This is a genomic window from Pseudoalteromonas sp. ABV4_021 (assembly GCF_056159365.1).
The window spans coordinates 2,580,988-2,600,992 of sequence record NZ_JBSWVB010000001.1 but is presented as its reverse complement, the minus strand read 5'-3'; the positions used below and the strand labels follow the sequence as shown (position 1 = coordinate 2,600,992).

The 20,005-nt window shown below is 40.8% G+C and carries 17 protein-coding genes; 8 read left to right on the top strand and 9 right to left on the bottom strand.

The features are described 5' to 3' along the window. The first annotated feature begins 4 nt into the window (after positions 1 to 4). Positions 5 to 1,810: a ferrous iron transporter B gene (gene feoB, locus ACXAFE_RS12050; protein WP_475152921.1), complete on the top strand. Its 1,806-nt coding sequence runs from the start codon at positions 5 to 7 to the stop codon at positions 1,808 to 1,810. A 190-nt stretch (positions 1,811 to 2,000) separates the two neighbouring features. Further along, positions 2,001 to 2,510 carry a DUF2780 domain-containing protein gene (locus tag ACXAFE_RS12045; RefSeq protein WP_475152919.1) on the top strand — a complete coding sequence of 170 codons (510 nt, stop codon included), beginning with the start codon at positions 2,001 to 2,003 and terminating at the stop codon, positions 2,508 to 2,510. A 208-nt stretch (positions 2,511 to 2,718) separates the two neighbouring features. Here the strand turns inward: ACXAFE_RS12045 and ACXAFE_RS12040 are convergent, their stop codons facing one another. From ACXAFE_RS12040 to ACXAFE_RS12025, 4 genes are all read right to left on the bottom strand, one after another. Beyond that, entirely contained in the window at positions 2,719 to 3,105 is a 387-nt protein-coding gene (locus ACXAFE_RS12040) for a hypothetical protein (protein WP_475152914.1), read from the bottom strand. Positions 3,106 to 3,146: 41 nt separating this feature from the next. Beyond that, positions 3,147 to 4,607 carry an NAD-dependent succinate-semialdehyde dehydrogenase gene (locus ACXAFE_RS12035; protein ID WP_475152910.1) on the bottom strand — a complete coding sequence of 487 codons (1,461 nt, stop codon included), beginning with the start codon at positions 4,605 to 4,607 and terminating at the stop codon, positions 3,147 to 3,149. Beyond that, positions 4,594 to 6,237 carry an FMN-binding glutamate synthase family protein gene (locus tag ACXAFE_RS12030; RefSeq protein ID WP_475152908.1) on the bottom strand — a complete coding sequence of 548 codons (1,644 nt, stop codon included), beginning with the start codon at positions 6,235 to 6,237 and terminating at the stop codon, positions 4,594 to 4,596. Before ACXAFE_RS12030 ends, ACXAFE_RS12035 begins: the two co-directional genes overlap by 14 nt. Before the next feature lie 198 nt (positions 6,238 to 6,435). Continuing rightward, positions 6,436 to 6,861, bottom strand: a complete 426-nt coding sequence (locus ACXAFE_RS12025; RefSeq protein WP_475152906.1) for a hypothetical protein — start codon at positions 6,859 to 6,861, stop codon at positions 6,436 to 6,438. A gap of 139 nt (positions 6,862 to 7,000) precedes the next feature. Between ACXAFE_RS12025 and ACXAFE_RS12020 the strand changes: the two genes are divergently transcribed. Continuing rightward, the gene (locus ACXAFE_RS12020) at positions 7,001 to 7,540 is read left to right on the top strand and encodes a GNAT family N-acetyltransferase (RefSeq protein ID WP_475152904.1); all 540 of its coding nucleotides are present in this window, start codon (positions 7,001 to 7,003) and stop codon (positions 7,538 to 7,540) included. Between the two features lie 475 nt (positions 7,541 to 8,015). Here the strand turns inward: ACXAFE_RS12020 and ACXAFE_RS12015 are convergent, their stop codons facing one another. From ACXAFE_RS12015 to ACXAFE_RS12000, 4 genes are all read right to left on the bottom strand, one after another. After that, on the bottom strand, positions 8,016 to 8,312 hold the full coding sequence (locus ACXAFE_RS12015; protein ID WP_475152900.1) for a hypothetical protein: 297 nt from the start codon (positions 8,310 to 8,312) through the stop codon (positions 8,016 to 8,018). Between the two features lie 40 nt (positions 8,313 to 8,352). Further along, the gene (locus ACXAFE_RS12010; RefSeq protein WP_475152896.1) at positions 8,353 to 8,844 is read right to left on the bottom strand and encodes a hypothetical protein; all 492 of its coding nucleotides are present in this window, start codon (positions 8,842 to 8,844) and stop codon (positions 8,353 to 8,355) included. A gap of 30 nt (positions 8,845 to 8,874) precedes the next feature. After that, positions 8,875 to 9,396: a hypothetical protein gene (locus ACXAFE_RS12005; RefSeq protein WP_475152894.1), complete on the bottom strand. Its 522-nt coding sequence runs from the start codon at positions 9,394 to 9,396 to the stop codon at positions 8,875 to 8,877. A gap of 96 nt (positions 9,397 to 9,492) precedes the next feature. Further along, entirely contained in the window at positions 9,493 to 10,323 is an 831-nt protein-coding gene (locus ACXAFE_RS12000) for a TIR domain-containing protein (RefSeq protein WP_475152890.1), read from the bottom strand. A 545-nt stretch (positions 10,324 to 10,868) separates the two neighbouring features. On the opposite strand from ACXAFE_RS12000, the gene ACXAFE_RS11995 reads away from it, so the two are divergent. The 5 genes from ACXAFE_RS11995 (at position 10,869) to ACXAFE_RS11975 (ending at position 16,982) form a co-directional block, all read left to right on the top strand. Then, positions 10,869 to 12,023, top strand: a complete 1,155-nt coding sequence (locus tag ACXAFE_RS11995) for an IS30 family transposase (RefSeq protein WP_475146905.1) — start codon at positions 10,869 to 10,871, stop codon at positions 12,021 to 12,023. 208 nt (positions 12,024 to 12,231) lie between these two features. Further along, positions 12,232 to 13,191 carry a ribonuclease Z gene (locus ACXAFE_RS11990; protein WP_475152888.1) on the top strand — a complete coding sequence of 320 codons (960 nt, stop codon included), beginning with the start codon at positions 12,232 to 12,234 and terminating at the stop codon, positions 13,189 to 13,191. 60 nt (positions 13,192 to 13,251) lie between these two features. Beyond that, positions 13,252 to 15,687 (top strand): ribonuclease R, encoded by a 2,436-nt coding sequence (gene rnr / locus ACXAFE_RS11985; protein ID WP_475152886.1) that lies wholly within the window; start codon positions 13,252 to 13,254, stop codon positions 15,685 to 15,687. Positions 15,688 to 15,691: 4 nt separating this feature from the next. Then, positions 15,692 to 16,429: a 23S rRNA (guanosine(2251)-2'-O)-methyltransferase RlmB gene (gene rlmB / locus ACXAFE_RS11980; RefSeq protein WP_010562064.1), complete on the top strand. Its 738-nt coding sequence runs from the start codon at positions 15,692 to 15,694 to the stop codon at positions 16,427 to 16,429. A gap of 121 nt (positions 16,430 to 16,550) precedes the next feature. Further along, on the top strand, positions 16,551 to 16,982 hold the full coding sequence (locus ACXAFE_RS11975) for a BLUF domain-containing protein (protein WP_475152881.1): 432 nt from the start codon (positions 16,551 to 16,553) through the stop codon (positions 16,980 to 16,982). 72 nt (positions 16,983 to 17,054) lie between these two features. Here ACXAFE_RS11975 and ACXAFE_RS11970 read toward each other — a convergent pair whose 3' ends face one another. After that, positions 17,055 to 19,832, bottom strand: coding sequence for a M16 family metallopeptidase (locus ACXAFE_RS11970; RefSeq protein WP_475152876.1), 2,778 nt, complete (start codon positions 19,830 to 19,832; stop codon positions 17,055 to 17,057). Positions 19,833 to 20,005: the final 173 nt, after the last annotated feature.

Sequence of the window (20,005 nt, the reverse complement as noted above, 5' to 3'; positions counted from 1 at the left end):
ACTCATGAAACGAATTTTATTAGTTGGTAAGCCCAACTGTGGTAAAAGTTTGCTTTTTAATCAGTTAACAGGCTTAAAGCAAAAAGTTGCCAACTTTCCAGGTGTTACAGTCGAGCTTAAAAGTGGTCAATTTAATGACTTTGAAGTAGTCGATTTTCCAGGTACCTATTCGCTAAATACGCTTTCAAAAGATGAGCAGATCGCAGTTGAAAAGCTAAATGAGGCGATTAATCAAGACGACACCGAAGTGATTGTAAATGTACTAGACGCAACGCGATTAGAGCGCAGTTTGGTATTTGCATTGCAAGTGCAGCATTTAGCGCAGCAACATAATAAAAAGGTTGTGTTTGCACTTAACTTAATTGATGAATTACAGCGCTTTAATCATCAAATAGATGTCGCACAACTCGCTAAAGATTTGAATGCCCCGGTATTTGCTTTGTCAGCAAAAACCCTTACTGGTGTAACTGAATTTCAAAAAGGCTTAGTTGAAATTGCTAAAGCACCTTTTCAGCAAAACCTCCATTCAGACCCTAGTAAAAACGTGCAAAGTGCTAAAGCGCTTGCAAAAAAATATGCAATTGCCAGCGATATTGTGCTTAAAAAGCAAAATGTTATCGATAATTTTTTGTTAAATAGCGTGTTTGGTGTTGTGGCATTTTTTACAATTATGTTTTTATTGTTTCAGAGCATTTTCACATGGGCTGCGCCGTTAATGGATGGCGTAGAAATGCTTATTGGTGATACCGCCGCGCTTGTTACAGGCTTATTGCCAAGCGGCATGATGCAAGACTTTACGGCAGATGCTTTGTTTGGTGGTGTTGGTTCTTTTTTAGTATTTGTGCCGCAAATAATGGTGCTCACTTTTATTATCGGGTTACTGGAAGATAGTGGCTACCTTGCGCGCGCTGCGTTAATTTGCCATAAGCCTTTGAGCTTCTTTGGTTTGTCTGGTCGTAGCTTTATTCCTTACCTATCAGCACATGCCTGCGCGATACCTGCAATTATGGCCGCCAGAACCATAGAGTCACCGCGTAAACGCCTGATCACTATGATGACCATTCCCTTGATGTCATGCTCTGCGAGATTGCCGGTTTATGCCTTGTTAGTTGCGGTATTTATTCCGGCAGATCACACAGTACTTGGTGTCTTTAACTTACAAGGTACCGCATTTTTTGCCCTGTATTTATTTGGTATTGTGATGGCGCTGATCGTAAGTGCATTATTAAGTAAATCTAAAATTACAGAGCAGAACCAGTCTGAAATGCCATTTATTTTAGAACTGCCAACTTACCGTATGCCCCATTGGAAGCCACTAATGCACCGTGTTTTGAACAGTGGTATTTATTTTATTAAACGCGCCGCACCGGTTATTTTTATGGTGTCTGTGGTGATTTGGGTGCTGGGTTATTTTCCGAAAAATGCTGATTTAGAGCACTCGTTACTTGGTCAATTTGGTCAGTTTATCGCACCAGTGTTTGAACCACTTGGTGTAGATTGGCGCTATGGTGTGGCAATCATGATGTCGTTTTTGGCGCGAGAAGTATTTGTTGGTGCGTTAGGCACACTGTACGGCATGGAAGGCGCTGATGAAAATATTGCAGGGCTAGCATCACAAATTATGGCAGATGGCTTACCACTTGGTACTGGCATTGGTTTAATGTTGTTTTATGTAGTGGCATTACAATGTGTAGCAACCGTGGCAACGATAAAAGCGGAAATGGGTAACGCTAAACTCGCATGGGCTTTATTTGTGCTGTATGGATTAGTTGCGTATTGCTTAGCTGCACTCGCCCATTACTTTATATAAACACCTTACTTTATGCATTAGGGCCTATTTTCATGGCTCCTTGTCAACCCTTAGGTGCGTTACCGAGTCGATGTTGTGATTCAGTTTTAGGTTGAAGTTCCAGAGCGAATTAAATTAATGACTTTTTAATCCCTTAGTTGTTAGTATTACGCTTTACCTAAATCGGTTAAACCCTTATTGGAAGTAATTAATGAAAAAATTAACTTTAGTTGTAATGGTAACGGGCGCGTTTTACGCTAATTCTGTGAGTGCGGTTGATTTAAAAAGCACGTTAAATACTGCTGTAGCGAACCAAACAGCAGAAAAAACAACATCAAATGCCTTAGTAAAATATGCATCTGAACAATTGGGTTTATCTGAAGATATCATTGGTTCAGGCATGGGCGCGTTGCTCAAAGTAGCAAAAGATCATGTTAGCCCTGAAAACTTTGCCTTGATTAGTCAAGCATTACCAAATACTAACGGGCTGATCAGTGAAGCGCCTAAATCGTCAATGTCTTCACTAACTTCAATGCTAGGCAAAGGTGGCGATAAAGGCAAACAAGCAGCAAGCCTAGGTTATTTGGATAGTTCGTTTGAAAGCATTGGTATTCCAAAAGAGCAAGTTCCTTTGCTAGTAAACTCATTGGTTGGCTACATGGCGAATAACGGATACAGCAAAGAAGCTAACTTGTTAAAGCAAGGTTTAAGCTTTTTATAAATTTAAAATCATAATAAAAAAGGCCATTATGGCCTTTTTTATTTAAACAGGGTTTGTGTGTAATACCAATTCTGTTAAGTATGTGATCAGGGATAGCGCTGGATAAATGAAATGGTAACAAGGCGGAATTTTTCTTATGTAGTTGTTCTACATTGATAAATTCTAACGCAGTTAGCATGATATTTAGCCCGCTAGGATGATTAGCTACTTAAGTGAATTGGTATAAACGCTTTTCTCGCCATATTTTTAGGTAAAATAACCCGAGAGTCAGCTCGGTGGTTATTGCTAAGAAAATCCCCACACCTGCATTACCTAGCGTAAATTCAATACTCCCCAGTATTGCCAAGCCAAACATAATCACCATAAAACTCAAGCTAACAGCTAGCTGTGTGGTGCTGTTTGATATGTTGCGCATTTGCCAAGATACCAATGCAAGCCCAAGAAACAGAATACTTGCTCTACGTCCCATAAAATAGGTTGTATCGCTGGCTTCAATATTAAATAGATAAAAAAGCAGCTCAGGTATTCCCATTAGGGCGACTGAAAGTAACACCGCGATTAACGCCGTGATGGCTGATAATTTATAAAAACTCATAATTCATCTCCTTTGAAAGTAAACACTAGTAGTGCGAGTTATTAGCTTGATAAATTACCGAAACACAAATACTTAGTTTCAAGGTAGTCATCTAGGCCAACTTTCGATCCCTCTCGGCCGTAACCGGACTGTTTTACGCCACCAAATGGGGCGGCGGCATTTGAAATAACGCCCTCATTAATGCCAAGCATGCCAAACTTTAATTGATTGGCTGCGCGCATAATGCGATTAATGTTTTGGCTATAAAAATAAGCGGCAAGGCCATACTCAGTATCGTTAGCGAGATTGATAGCGGTTTGTTCATCATCAAAGCTAAAAATAGTGGCTACGGGGCCAAAAATCTCGTTTTGTGCAATCTCCATGGTGTTGTTGCAGTTGGTTAAAATCGTTGCTGGGTAGCCTGTTGCACTTGCTTCACCTTGGTAGTGAGTATGTGCGCCTTCACTTAGCGCTGTATTAACTAATTGTGTGACTTTATCGATTGCGGCTTGGTTAATAAGCGGGCCAAGTTGCACATCGTTAAGGCCATTTCCTTGTTTTAACTGCTTTAACTTTTCTGTGAAGATGGCTAAAAACGACTGTTTAATGGATTCGGCAAGATAAATACGATTGGCGCACACACAGGTTTGCCCTGCATTTCTAAATTTTGCTGCAATTAACCCAGTTGCTGCTGCCTCTAAATCAGCATCGTCAAAAACAATAAACGGAGCATTACCGCCAAGCTCCATCGAAACGCGTTTTACCGTTGATGCGGCTTGCTTGGTGAGTAATTTACCCACAGCTGTGGAACCGGTAAAGCTAAACTTGGCAATATCTGGGTGGGTTGTTAACACCTCGCCAATGGCTTTAGCATTAGTACCCACAACCACATTAAAAGCACCTTTTGGTATGCCTGCCTGTTGGCTTAATTCAGCCATTGCTAGCGCACTTAAAGGCGTTAACTCTGATGGCTTCACAATAAAACAACAGCCTGCAGCAAGTGCAGCTGCGGCTTTTCGGGTGATCATCGCATTAGGGAAATTCCAAGGTGTAATCGCCGCAACAACACCAACAGGGTGTTTTGTTACAATTACTTGCTGAGAATTACTTAGCGCAGGAATGGTATCGCCGTAAACTCGCTTGGCTTCTTCGCAAAACCACTCAATATAACTAATGCCATATTCAATTTCGCCGCGCGCTTCCGCCAGCGGTTTGCCTTGCTCTAAAGTGAGTAATAGCGCTAAATCGTCAAGATTTTCTGTTAATAATTCGCCCCACTTTTTAAGTTGAGTTGCTCGTTCGTAGGCGGTGGTACTTTGCCATGCGTGCTGAGCGCTTTTGGCGGCAGAAACCGCATCTTCAACTTGCGTTATCTCAATATCATCAACCTGCAGTAGTGACTCATTGTTAAAAGGATTAACAACGTCAAATGAGCTATTTGATGATAACCACGAGCCGTTAACGAAACTACTTTGTTTAATCAGTGATTGGTTTTTTAACTGCGATAAATTAGGTGTTGTCACGTACTAACTCCTGTGGTTTCAAAATAGTCTCGTCGTATACGTAAAAATGCTCGCTAGAGGCTTGTTGCCACCAAATACTCCAATTGCCAAGTGGCCTATCTTCCAGTATCTCACCTTTGCGTAACGGTTTTATTAAGCTGCCAACCGACATTAGCAAGCCGTATGGCGTTCTGCGTTTTACCATTTGTGGTAGTAGTTTATCGGGGTCGTCTAACCCCATGCTACCGAGTAATTCATAAAAGGCGTGTAGGGTATTTTTATGAAAGTTTTTAACTCGCTCACTTTTACTTTTAACATCAATTGCTTTTGCGCGCGCAGGATCTTGTGTGGCAATGCCTGTTGGGCATTCATTAGTGTTACAACTGCGTGATTGAATGCAGCCTAATGCCATCATCATGGTTCGCGCTGCGTTCACAGCGTCTGCACCAATTGCTAGTTTTGCTAATAGATCGAATGCCGAAGCGGTTTTACCAGAGGCAATAATGCTGATTCTATCGCGAATACCAACGCCAATTAATGCGTTATGAATAAGGTAAACACTTTCAAGGCAGGTCATGCCTAAGCGGTTTGAAAATTCAACGGGCGCAGCACCTGTGCCACCCTCAGCGCCATCAACGGTAATAAAATCGGGGTAAATATCCAGTTCTAACATGGCTTTACAGATTGCCAAAAACTCCGCAGGGTTGCCTAAGCAAAGTTTAAAGCCAACAGGTTTGCCTTGGCTAAGGTCGCGTAATTCAGCCACAAAGTTAAGTAACTCTTTTGGCGTTTTGCACTTGGGATGCGCCGCTGGCGATATACAGTCTTTATCTTGGTCCACCAATCGAATACGTGCTATTTCGTCGGTAATTTTTGCTTTAGGTAATACACCACCATGGCCTGGTTTTGCACCTTGCGATAGCTTTATTTCAATCATTTTAACTTGCGGCAATGCGCTTTTAGTGCGAAATACTTCACGGTCAAAGTCGCCACTTTGTGTACGACACGAAAATAGTCCCGAACCGATTTGCCAAACAATGTCGCCACCGTGTTTTAGGTGATAAGGGCTGAGCCCGCCTTCACCAGTATTGTGGTAAAAACTACCTTTATGGGCACCTAAGTTAAGCGCTTCGATGGCATTTTTACTTAACGAACCAAAACTCATTGCAGAAATATTTAAGCGAGATGCCGAGTAGGGCTGTTTGCAATCTGGACCACCAATTAGCGTGCGCTTATACTCTTCTTTTACGTCACATGGCGAAAGTGAGTGCCATAAGCTTAAATAATTATCTTCCAGTAAGTCGCGCTGTGTACCAAAAGCGATTGTATCGCGCACCGACTTTGAACGTTGATATACTAGTGAGCGTTGTTCTCGGTTAAAGGGTTTTTCTTCGGTGTCGTTGGCAATAAAGTACTGCTGTATTTCAACGCGAAAGGACTCTAAAAAATAGCGAATGTAAGCAACAACTGGGTACAACCGGTTTAAATTACGCTTAGAGAAAAAGATATCGAAAAAGCCGATGGCGCTGTATAAAAGGGTTAAAACAAACAGTGAAAAGGTCAGATCATCTGTGTGGTATTGCCATAAAAAAAAGGTAGTTGCGTTTCCTAAGGTGAGTATCAACCAATAGGTTTTTTGCATAATAGTCATGTAGTTTACTCTTATTTTGCTGACGGATGCGTATAAGAGATAAAGGATTGACGCGAGACGACTAATTTGGGCAACCCTTGCACTCGTCTCTAATTTTGCATAATAACGTGGTCTTTGTCACTGAAAGAAAAAGGAAACCGCATTGGTTTCCTTTTATTCAGAAAGGGTTGGGTTCTGAATTAAAATAAGATGTGCCGCTTAGCGAGCAAGTTTACGCCAAACTTCCGTTTCTTCTGTGCCATTCACCAATCCTTTGTGATGCCAGTAAATAACTTCTTGGCCGTGTTCTTGTTTGGTTTCAAGCCAACCTTTAAAGGTAAACACTTTACCTTGGTGCTCATTTGAAGTGCCTTTTTCAATATGCTCGCTGTAGCTATCGCCGTCTATGGTAAACTTACCGGCTAAATACCCTAAAAATTCGCCTTGCTGCATATTGTTTAAGGCAAATTTATCGCCTTTCACGGTTTTGATTGCCACAAGTGTTGCGTTATCTGCTTTTAGTACTTCACCTGATGGCGTTTTGTATTCACCTTTAATAAATTGCCAATCACCTTCATATTGATGGGCAATGGCATTTGATACAAAAAGTGCGAATGCTAGGCATAGTCCTTTAATTAAATTCATTGGTATTTCCTGTTATTAATGTTTGGTAACAGTTAATACTAAAGGCCTTTTAAAAAGTAGTGTTAGAATCACAAATCAGAAAAAAATAAGAAAAATTCAGCCCAAAAATCACATTAATTACCGCTCAGGAGTATAAAAAATGCAGCCATCATCTTCACGTCTTAAATATTCATTTATCACTGATAAAGATATCGATGATTTATTTGAGCTCGACCAAGACCCTGCGGTAATGAAATATTTAAATGGTGGTAAGCCAACCACGATGGAAGAAAAGCACACAGTGTTTTTACCGCGTATGGCAAAGTATGCCAATAAAGAAAAAGGTTGGGGTCTTTGGAAAGTTAACATTAAAGAGTCAGGTGAGTTTATTGGCTGGATTTTAGTAAGGCCAATGCATTTCTTTAATGATGAAACCGATACTCAGTGGCATAACCTTGAACTAGGTTGGCGTTTTAAGCAAAGCTCATGGGGTAAAGGGTATGCAACCGAAGCTGCTAATGCCCTAGTTGAGCAAATTGCGTTAATGCCTGAGTACACGCATATTAGTGCAATTGCGTTAAAAGAGAATGTAGGCTCTATTGGCGTAATGGAAAAGCTCGGAATGAGGTTTGTAAAAGAGTACATGCATAGCGATCCGCTAGGGGATATTCCAGCAGTGCATTATGAAAGGGAACTTTGATTATTTGATGTTGTTTGCTGAGAATGTTATCAGCTGTTATTTAGATTGACCCTGTGTCAGAATCTCATATTGGTGGCGTTTAGTCTTTGCTACTGTACAAATTTGAAAGCGTATTTGTCGCGCTGGCGACGGCAGCTTCCTTGCTTTTATCTAGCGCCATCCATGGCGCTCTCTTGTTCATTTTTGTTACACGACAAAAACGAACCAAAAAACGTGCCCCAAAATCAAACTGACTCTTCAAACATAATTTAAATGTGAACATAAACGCCATAAATCGGCATCCATGCCTCAGTATGGCTTGCTCGACCGCTTCGCGCCCTGTCTCGCATTATTCATTTAAATAATGTTTTCAGGTTTGATTAAGGGGTATGGAGTGAATCGGTATACCTGCTTCTAAAGACAGTTTAGTGCCATCAACTGCCATCCGTAGAGTCCCGCACTGTAATGGCTTCTTATGTGGCGTCTACACTAAACCTTACCGCCCAAAGTAGTGGCTTGCATCAGAACTTACCACTTCAATGCTTTTTATTTTGTCCTTCAATTTCAAAATGATTTTATCACTGGAAACCGAAACAACGTCTACAAAATTAAATTGTTCACCCAAATCGCCAGGGGCTTCAGAACACCAGCCAACTTTTTTGGATTGACACATATAGAGTTTATCCTCTTCAATTTTGAGAAAGAATCGCCATGTAGTGTCAGCAATAAGGTAGTTATCATTGTGCCCAGATTTAATATTTTCAAAAAGAATTTCTTCTTCGTCAAAGGTCATCTACTTTCCATAGCTATATAACGCCCCAAGCGCGACAATATTACGAATCCGACTGACTTGGTTTGTTAGGTGAACATTTATTAACTTTTGCCAAACCTAAGTCAATATGTGCCACGATGTAACCGTACTCTTTTTTTGACAGTTCATCAGATTTATACATTTGTTTAGCTAAGTCGTGATTCCATCTGGCTCCACATGGTGGACTGGGAATTGATGTGTCAATATCTAAAAGGTGTACTTCTTTCACCGTTCCGCCTTTTTTCACGACACTTTTTGCACACAAGCTAAGTGAATATTCTACTGCGTACTTATCAACCCACGGGTTCCCAGTAAATTCCACATCACAAGCTAGCTTTCTATCACCATTTTTATCCAAGTAATAAAGTTGACCTGTTGTACACCCATTTAGAAGTAAAAGAACAAAAAATATAAAAGACTTCGATGCATTCAATGGTTTTCCCCGTTCACCTAACGACCGCATAAAATGCGGATAATGCTTGGCTAAAATTAGCGAAGAATGAGCGCCAGCCAAGCGTTTTTCGTCCTTGCCATAATTGGCTTGTTAGCTGTTTTTTGTAACTTTTCTCTTAATTGACATATTCAATATATAAAAACCTAAATATGCGAACATAATAGGCAAATACCAATATTGAACAGACTCTAGAAGTAAAACACTGCTTATCATTGAAAGAATAAAAAAGCTTACAAATGTGACTCGATACAAAATGTCTAAAATGAAACTTTTTTCAATATCTTTGTATATATTGTAATTTCCATGAAAAAAACCGAACTTAAATATTTTACGAACTAAAAAACTCAGAATCCAATAACCTGCAACAGCTAGCAGCACAAATGCTGCTACATTTAGGTCTTCGTTTGACATCAGCATGCCAAGGCGTCTTGCTACAAAAAATACACATGCTAAAAAGAAAACCAAGGTAGATGACTTCCAGATAAAGATCAGTGAGCAACCAAGAAATCGATTATATACATCTTCTTCTGAGTAGGGCATGAATTCAGATTGCTCAGCTTTTTGCTTAGAAGAAAGGTGGCATAAATAGTACCAAAAATTAATTAGCTCCATCTAAACTCCGAGATAATATTGAAACAGCTAACTCCTGTATTTGCGGCTGATTTGAAGTGCAGCGAAAATCAGTCTGATAACATGTGCTTGTTAGCACTAGAATGGCACATCACTTTTAAAGCCTCGCAGAGCTCCAGGATTCTTTGGCAGAAGGACGTCCTCATTCTGCAAAAGCACATCGACTCCCATCTCGGTAATTGAGTAAGCATAAAAGTCGTAGCCATCTTGATGATCAGTTTCTATTGTTTTGCTCAAATACCCCATTCTCTCAAGCTTTATTAATGATATTTGTATGGCCGCTTCGCTTGTACCGCGAAAACTATTTGAAATTCTATGAAACGGTAAGCCCACAGGGTCTGCAGTATGGCTTTGTAAGCAAGCTGCTAAAAACTTATAGTCTTGTTCCTTGAGTTCATAGCTCGATGGATTGGCAATTATTTTTTTAGATTCTGAGAGGCTTTCATGATTAATTAGGCCTAGCCTTTCTACTTCTGCTTTTATAAGTGAACAAGCTCGATTAGTTGCTGATACCAAATCACTATCAGAACGATTGGCGTCGTAATCAGCAGGGGTTACTCCCAATAAATCAGTTGGAAGGTGCATATCTATATTGCGGGGCTTTAATATGAACGAACGAGATTTGCCGATTGCCCCCACGAATAAACCCATTTCAAAGATTACGTTATCTCTTACCACGTGTTCATTTCTACTTCGGATCGTTGCTATATCGTCTGGAGCAAAAATAAAGAGTGCAAAATCTACAAAGGATGATTTCTCTACAAGATCATCAATTGCTGAAGATGAAAGTTTGAATGTACCATTTTTCCATAAAGTGACTTCAAATTCATGATCCAAATTTACATTTACTGCCTCTGCAACCGATAAGCTCTCAACAGATGAAGCTATAAATAACCTTGGTTTTCTCAACTTAATATCTCCATTCTCGGTTGAGTACTACAATTTAATATCGACCCATTGGGTCGTTTTTCTACCGAGCCATGGGTTATTTTTATCATTGTACCAGTTCTACCACACTAACTAACTTGTTGCTACAGATAAACTTTTAATCATTTTAGAAATTATGAAAAGGATAAAAACGACCAAATGGGTCGTTTTCCTGAATATAGGAGAAACTCATAGCAACTGGACATAAAATCAGTGTTGAAAACTAATTCACTAATGACAGCTATTCGCTCAATTGCGACCTTGAAGGCTGTTGCTGAGATTACCATCCGCTTATATCAAACCCGAAAATCAAGTTTGAATTGATAATGCAAGACAGGGAGCGAAGCGGTCGAGCAAGCCATGCTGAGGCATGGATGCTGATTCATGGCGTTTATCATAAAATTCAAATTTGTTTTGAGGATTAAGTTTGATAGTGCGGTCGCCTTTCTTTTGGTTACTTTATCTTTGGCTGTAGATTCAATTAATCAGTGCAACACTTTATTTATTCATAAAAGTGGAGCCTGTTAATGAGTAATAGTTCAGCTGTTCGTTTTACCGATAAAGAAAAAGATGAAGTTTGGCGAAGATGGAAGTCTGGTGAATCTTTGAGTGCTATCGGCAATATATTGGGACGCAAAGCGCCTTCAATTTATCATGTTTTATCTAAATATGGTGGTGTAAAACGGTTTAAACGAAAACGCTCTAAGAATCATCTGTCTTTAAATGAACGAGAAGAAATATCACGAGGTATAGCTCAAAATAAGTCTTTTAGGGTAATTGCTAAAGAACTCAAACGAGCGCCTTCGTCTATAAGTAGAGAAGTATCACGTAACGGCGGTATTCATAAATACAGGGCTTGTGCCGCTGACGATAAAGCTTGGAAACGTGCTAAAAGACCTAAACTTTGTAAACTAAAATTAAATCAAGAACTCGCATTATTAATAGCTGATAAGTTAAAAAATTTGTGGTCACCTGAACAAATAGCTGGTTGGCTAAAGTTACAATACCCAAATGATAAGAGTTGGCACGTGTCTCACGAAACAATCTATAAAAGCTTATATATCCAAACTAGGGGAGTATTGAAAAAAGAGTTACTTAAATGCCTTCGCTCCAAGCCAAGAATAAGAGGAGCTAGAACTAAAGAAAAAAACCAAAGAGGTCATATTCAAGAGCTAATTTCAATTAGTGAACGCCCCGCTTCGATTGAAGATAGGGCTATACCAGGTCATTGGGAAGGTGACCTTATTGAAGGTAGTCAAAAAAGCTATATAGCAACATTAGTTGAAAGGCAAACTAGGTATGTATGTCTTGTTAAAGTAAAAAATAAAAGCACGCATAATGTCATTCCTCAACTAATAAAGCATGCTCAAAAATTACCTAGTAGTTTATATAAATCGTTGACTTGGGATCGAGGTACAGAGCTCAAAGGTCATAAAACGTTTTCAGAACAAACAAATATTGATGTGTACTTTTGCGATCCTCAAAGTCCTTGGCAACGAGGCTCAAATGAGAATACTAATAGATTGTTAAGACAATACTTCCCGAAGGGTACAAATTTATCAATATATTCTCAGGAGGAATTAGATGATGTAGCACAAGCACTTAATAGTCGACCGAGAAAAACTCTTGGATTTTGTACACCGTTAGACAAATTTAAAGAGTGTGTTGCATTGACTGATTGATCACACAGCGACAAAGAAAAGTAACATGGAGCCCATGGATGGGCTTTATGAAATACAGGGAGGTAAAATAAGCTTATAAGGCAGATACTATATGGAATAAATACAAATGCTTAATAAAATTACATCAAGCCAAACTCTCCACCAATTCCATCCCCAATCAATCTCCTCTACAATTTAACCAATAACTCCAACACCATAGGCTAATAATTTGAAAATTCACTTTTTAGGCACTTCGTCAGCATGTCCGTCACTTAATCGTAATGTGAGTGCCACTGCGGTGAGTTTTGACTCGACTAAGTCGTGGCTGCTGGTGGATTGTGGTGAGGGAACGCAGCATCAAATTTTAAAAAGTGAACTGGCGAGCTATCACTTATCAGTAATTTTAATTACCCATTTACATGGTGATCATTGTTATGGCTTGCCGGGGCTAATTGCCTCTATTTCGTTGGCGGGGCGAAAAGAGCCTGTGCATTTAGTGGCGCCAAAAGCAGTGATTGATTTTGTATTAAGCGCACTTAAATTCACCCAAATGGAAACGGGGTTTGAGTTAATTTGCAGTGAGATTGAAGCGATAGAACATGCACTAAATTTTAGTTTTTGTCAGGTGTCTATTCACTCGTTAAAACACCGCGTACCAAGTGTTGCCTTTAAAATCGCGGAGCAAAATATTCCGCGAAAACTGCATCTTGAAAAGTTGGCTAATGACGGTGTTGCAACGGGCAGCCATTTTAATGTGCTGCAAAAAGGAAGCGATGTGGAATACCAAGGTAAGTTATTACATGCCGAAGAATATACTTTTCCTAGCTGGCAACCGCGCAAGGTGATTATTTGTGGCGACAATGAAAAGCCTAAATTACTGGCCGATGCGGTTGAAGATATCGATTTACTGGTGCACGAAGCCACGTTTACTCACAGTGATTTACATAAAGTTGGGCTGCATACCGGGCATAGTGATGCCAAGCGCATTGCTGAATTTGCCGAGTTATACCATATTCCGCGCATTGCGCTGTTTCATTTTTCAAGCCGCTACCATGGCGAAGGCGTGCTGGAACCGCTAGAAAACGAGGCTAAAAGCCACTACACCGGCGATTTAGTGTTGGCTTTTGATGGTTTAGTCGTTGAAATTGACAAACAAAAGCGCGTGCAAAGCGACTTGTCACAGAAATGACCTGTCACCCAGTGGCTAAATGGTTTAAAATAAAAGCACTTTCATAGATAGTGCGAATTCATGCCGAAAAAAGATCCTTATTTAGACCGCGAACAACAAAAATACGACAATCCAGTGCCGAGCCGAGAGTTTATTCTTGAGCATATCAGCAACCGAACTAAACCTGCCAACTTTGCCGATTTATGTGGCGAACTAAACGTGTTTGAAGAAGAGCGTCAAATCGCTTTAAAACGCCGTTTACGCGCAATGGAGCGCGATGGTCAGCTGCTATTCAATAAATCAAAATGTTACTGCATTCCTGATAAAGTCGGTTTGGTAAAAGGTAAAGTGATTGGACATCGCGAAGGATTTGGCTTTTTAGAGCTAGATGAAGGCGGTAAAGATTGGTTTATTCCAAAACACCAAATGGAGCAAGTGCTGCACGGCGACCGTGTATTAGCAAAGCCAGCTAGTTTTGGTAAAAACGGTAAATGCGATGCACGAATTGTACGTGTGCTTGAAGGTGAAAGAGCGCCGATTATTGGTCGTTTTTTCCGTGAGCATGGTATGGCAGTTGTGGTAGCGGAAGATCCGCGCATTAGCCAAGATATTATGATTTTGCCGGGCTTTGAAGGTGATGCTAAGCACAATCAAATGGTGCAAATTGAAATTACCCAGCGCCCAAGCAAGCGTATGAACGCACTTGGTAAAGTAATTGATGTGCTTGGTGAGCATATGGCGCCGGGTATGGAAATTGAAGTTGCGCTGCGTAATCACGATATTCCAAATCAATGGCCAAAAGATCTTGAGCAGCAAATTGCTGGTCTAACCGATGAAGTGCTTGAAAAAGACAAAGAAGGGCGCATTGATTTACGTCATTTACCACTGGTAACGATAGACGGCGAAGACGCACGCGACTTTGATGATGCGGTATTTTGTGAAGCGAAAAAGTCAGGTGGTTGGCGTTTATGGGTCGCGATCGCTGATGTATCGCACTATGTTAGCAAAAACAGCCCATTAGACCGTGAAGCAATTCAACGGGGTAACTCGGTGTACTTCCCGTCAGAAGTCATTCCAATGCTACCAAAAGTGCTGTCTAACGGGTTATGTAGTTTAAACCCAAAAGTAGATCGCCTGTGTATGGTGGCTGAAATGACGGTATCGCAAACAGGTAAACTGTCGGGCTATCGTTTTTACCAAGCAGTAATGAATTCGCATGCGCGCTTAACTTACACCAAAGTAGGTGAGTTACTTGGCGGTGATGAAAGTGCATTGGGTGAAGAAAATGCAGCGCTTGTGCCGCATATTCGTGAATTACACTTAATGTATAAAACGCTGAAAGCGGCGCGTTTAGAGCGCGGCGCAATTGAGTTTGAAACCAAAGAACCTAAATTTATTTTTAATGCGCAGCGTAAAATCGAATCAATTGTGGCACTGAGCCGCAACGATGCACATAAACTGATTGAAGAGTGCATGATTTTAGCGAACGTTGCTGCAGCTAAGTTATTAGAAAAACACGAAGCGCCAGCGCTTTACCGTGTGCATGATGAGCCTGATCCTGAAAAGCTAATGAACTTTAGCCAGTTTTTAGGTGAGCTGGGTATTGAAGTTACTATGCCGCAAGAGCCAACGCCAAAAGAAGTTGGCGAGTTATTTGACCGTTTAGAAAAACGCCCTGAAATTGAGCTTATTCAAACCATGTTGTTACGCTCAATGAAGCAAGCGGTGTATCAGGCAGATAATATAGGTCACTTTGGTTTGGCATTAAAAGCCTATGCACACTTTACCTCGCCAATTCGTCGTTATCCTGATTTAGTTGTGCATCGCGCAATTAAAGCCGTTATCAAAGAGCAGGGGCAAAAAACATCGGGTGAATATGCCTATATTCAAGATGAGGTCGATCAGCTAGGTGAGCAGTGTTCGATGACCGAACGCCGCGCTGACGATGCGACTCGTGAAGTGGCTGATTGGCTGAAGTGCGAATTTATGCAGGACCGTGTAGGTGATGTATTTAGTGGTGTTATTTCATCGGTAACGAACTTTGGCTTATTTGTGCGCTTAGATGATTTATACATTGATGGCATGGTGCATGTTACGTCACTTGGTAATGACTACTATCATTTTGATGGTAAAAAACATTGTTTAATTGGTGAAAACAGCCGTAAAGTTTTCCGTATGGGTGATCAAATTGACGTGCAAGTAGCTTCTGTTAGCCTTGATGACCGCCGTATTAATTTAACGCTAGGTGAAGAAATAAGGCAAGACCGTTATTCACGCCGTCGTGCTCAAAAAGCCGTAAATGAAGCAACCAGTGTGCGCGACCAACTGCGTGCAGGTGCGATTCCGGATAAAGGCAAAGGTAAGGGCAAGGGCAAACCAAAACCTGCTGGTAAATCATCAGGTAAGCCGACCAAGAAAAGCAAAGCAGGTAAAAAGTCTGCTAGCAAAACCAAATCAAAAGCTTCGGCTGCTAAAAAGCGTCCGGGTAAAAATGCAAGAAAACGTGCTAAGAGCTAATTAAATGAGTAACGAATTAATTTTTGGCTTTCATTCAGTGGAAGCAATTTTAAATAAAGAACCTGAACGCTTTATCGAAATTTATGCGCTAAAAGGCCGCGAAGATAAACGCCTCAATCCAATTATTAACCTAGCGCGTCAATTCGGTGTATCAATTCAATTTATGCAGCGTAAAGCACTCGATGATAAAGCCAAGGGTGAACAGCACCAGGGGATTATTGCCCGCGTAAAAGAGGGTAAAAAGTACAACGAGAAAGATCTCGATCAGATAATTGCCAATAGCGACACGCCGTTTTTATTAGTACTTGATGGCGTAACCGACCCGCATAACTTAGGTGCGTGTTTACGTAATGCTGATGCAGCAGGTGTAGATGCGATTATTGTACCGAAAGACAAGTCAGCTAAACTGAATGGCACAGCGCGTAAAGTTGCCTGTGGTGCGGCAGAAACGGTTCCTTTAGTGCAGGTAACAAACCTTGCGCGTACCTTGCGTGATATTAAAGAAATGGGTGTTTGGGTTGTTGGTACTGCAGGTGAAACAGACGTTGAAGTATTTGATGCTAAATTAACCGGCCCAATGGCAATTGTGATGGGCGCAGAAGGCTCAGGTATGCGTCGCTTAACCCGTGAGCACTGCGATGAGCTGGTTAAAATACCAATGGTTGGTACAGTTTCAAGCTTAAATGTATCAGTGGCAACGGGCATTTGTTTGTTTGAAGTACTGCGCCAACGACGCGCGTAAATATAGTTTACTCGCTTGGTAAAAAGGTCGCTTAGCGGCCTTTTTTTGTTTATAAACAGTGACCTTTTTAAGATAACAGTCTATATATTTTAAAGTTGAACTTTAAGCCATGGAACTATTTATGTCACTGCACCAATTAATTTATCAAAGTAGAGAAACTCGCACGCTTTCAAATCAAGATTTTTCAGATATTTTAGAGGTAGCTCGCACGTTTAATGAAAGCCAAGGCATTACCGGGTGCCTTTTTTATAACGGCGGTTGGTTGCTACAGGTGCTAGAAGGTGAACAAAGTACAATAGATTCGCTGTATCAAAAAATTGCGCGTGATGAGCGTCATAAAGACTGTAATTTGATGTATTTTGAACCCGTTGAAAAACGTGTTTTTTCCAAGTGGACAATGGGCATGATTAATTTAGAAACAGAAAAAAATAGCAAATACAGCGATCTAAAATCTGCGATGGATGAGTTTAAAACTGGTAAGGTTGCGGTGCCATTGGCGATTAAGTTGTTTAGAATATTTACCCACGACTTCACACCAAAATCTGTTAGTTAATAAGTTGTTGTCCTAATTTCAATAAAAAAGCCGCGTAGTTGCGGCTTTATAAATTAATACTTACCTATTTCGTTAATCTTCTAGGTAAACAATTTCACCTAAGTTAAGTGATTCAAGTTCCGCTTTAATTTTTGCCACATCACCCACAATAACCCAAGTCATTTGGTCTTGTTTGATAAGGCTTTTAGCTTGTTGTTTCACGTCATTAAGTGTGGTGTTTTTTACTTTTGAACCATATTGCTCAAGGTCAGATACATCTTTGCCTCGTTTATATGCGCTTGATAGCGAGCCAAGTAACGACCACTTTTTCTCGTAACGGCCTGGTAGTTTAGCAACCTTGTTACTGACAACTTTATTTAGCTCTTCGTCAGTGGCTGGTTTTTTACCAGTGTAGTTTTCTAGCTCTTTTAAAATCTCTTGAATCGACTCTTTGGTTTTGTCGGTTTGCACTGGCGCATAAACAAAGAAAGGAGATTGGCCTTTATAGTTTAGCAATGCAGAGCGAGCACCGTATGACCAACCTTTATCTTCACGCAGATTCATATTAATACGTGACGTAAATGAACCGCCAATAATGGTGTTCATAATATCCAGCTTAATATCTTGATCAGTAGCTAAGCTATTGCGATCTGGGCCAAGTAAACCGGCAACAATCAGTGATTGTGGTGTATCTGGCTTGTCGAGAACATATACTTTAGCTGTTTGCGCCGGTGTTACCTGCGTTAAGCTTACCGTAGGTTTTGCAGAATTTGGCGCCTGCCAGTCTGCTAACGTAGTATTTAGTGTTGCGGTTAGCTCATCCATTGAAATATCGCCAACCACAACTAAGCGAGCGTTATCAGGGCGTAACCAAGTGTTTTTGTAATTAACTAGGTCGTCACGAGTGAAGCTGTTAACGGTTGCTGCATAACCCGAGCCAGTTAAAGGTTGCGAATATGCGTGATTTTCGCCGTATAAACGCGGTGGCAGCTCACGCAATGCATTGCTCATTGGTGTTGATTTTTCTTTTTTGATGCCATCAATTGTAAGTTTACGAATACGCTCAATATCTTGCTCGTTAAATGCAGGATTAAGTATCGCTTGTGAAAATAACTCAGCACTGCGCTGCCAATTCACTTTTAATGCACTTAAACTTACATCAGCGTTATCTAAGCTTGCACCTGAATAAAGTGACGCGCCAATTTTTTCTAGTTCTGCAGCAAGCTCTAAGCTTGATAACTCATTGGTGCCTTCGCGCAGCATTTTCATTGTAAAGAGCGCAAGGCCAGCTTTATCGTCGGTAGTCGATGAGAAGCCACCGTCAAAATTAAGTTCCATATTAATACTTGGCGTGTCAGAACGCTGTGCTAACACAACTTCTAAGCCGTTGTTTAGGCGTGCTGTTTGCACTTCAGGTAGCTTAAGTTCTGGTAATAAATCAACGCTTGGTACTTTACTTCTATCTGCGCCTGTTTGGTTGTGTGAAAGCTTTTCAAACGGTTCGATTGTTAGTACAAAATCACCATCAGTTAACCATTTTTTACCTGCTTGTTGAATATCAGCAGGAGTTGCGGCGTTTTGAATCGCCTGCTGCTTTTTATAGAAAACAGGGTCGCCATGGTACACCATGCCTGATGCTAGAATGTCTGACTTACCACCAAAACCACCAACGCCTTCAACATTTTTTACCCAGCTTGCCGCGTTTGAGAATTTTATACGGTTTAGTTCTTCACTTGTTGGGCCTTCATTCAGTAGTTTCGCAAGTTCTTCATCAATAATCGCTTCTACTTCGTTTAAGTCTGCACCCGGTAGCGTATCAACACCAATCATAATTTGACCCGCCATAGTGCGAGTGTAGTTAAAGGCAAATGCCATTGATGCTTTTTGCTCTTGATAGACTAGGCGCTTATACAGACGACTGTTTTTTCCACCGGCAAGTACATCTGCAAGCAGTGATAAATACTCGCTATCAGCGGTACCTTTTTCAGCGGTATTCCATACTTTAACAATACGAGGACTCGGCACGCGGTCTTGCATTGTCATGCGTTTAGTACCAGTGCGCTTAGCAACCCATGCATCAATTTGCGCAACAGGCTTACCTGGCTTGATGTCGCCAAAGTACTTGTTCGCTTTTTCTTTAGCAGTTGCCACGTCAATGTCGCCAGCAAGCACTAATACGGCATTGTTAGGGCCATAATAATCTTTAAACCACTGGTGCACATCATCAAGTGACGCCGCATTTAAATCTTCCATTGAACCGATAACAGACCACGAGTAAGGGTGACCTTTCGGGAATGTATTCTCCGCTACTGCTCCCCACATTTTGCCATAAGGGCGCGCTTCACCTTGGCGTTTTTCATTTTGTACAACACCGCGTTGTTCATCGAGTTTTTCTTGGGTAATGGCGCCAAGCAAGTGACCCATACGATCAGATTCCATCCAAAGCGCCATATCTAATGCCGTCGTTGGTACGTTTTGGAAGTAGTTTGTACGGTCGTTGTTTGTAGTACCGTTTTGTTCAGTCGCACCGGCCTTTTCGAATGGACCAAAATACTCATCGTTATAGTTTTCTGTACCGTTAAACATTAAGTGCTCGAATAAATGGGCAAAACCTGTTTTGCCTAACTTTTCATGCTTTGAGCCAACGTTATACCAAACGTTTACAGCGACAATCGGTGCTTTTCGGTCTGTGTGAACAATGACTTTTAAGCCATTATCCAGTGTAAAAGAGTCATAACTTACGTCAACACTCGGTAAGTTAATTGCAGCGCTAGTTGATTGCGCTTGAGTCGAAGAAGAGGTTGTACTGTTACAGCCTGAAAGCGCTAAAGATACAGCGACGGTAAGCGCCGTTAAAGTGAGTTTTTGCATTAATACTATCCTTAGAAAATTAGAAAGTGTTGCACTGAAATGCATGGCGTTATTTTACTTTTTATGCTGTGGGCTCTAATAGCAAACGCTAAGCGCTGTTAGTTGTTAGGAAAACTAATTGTCACGCCCTGATTTATTCCATTAAAGACAACGGCATTACGCTACAGTAACAA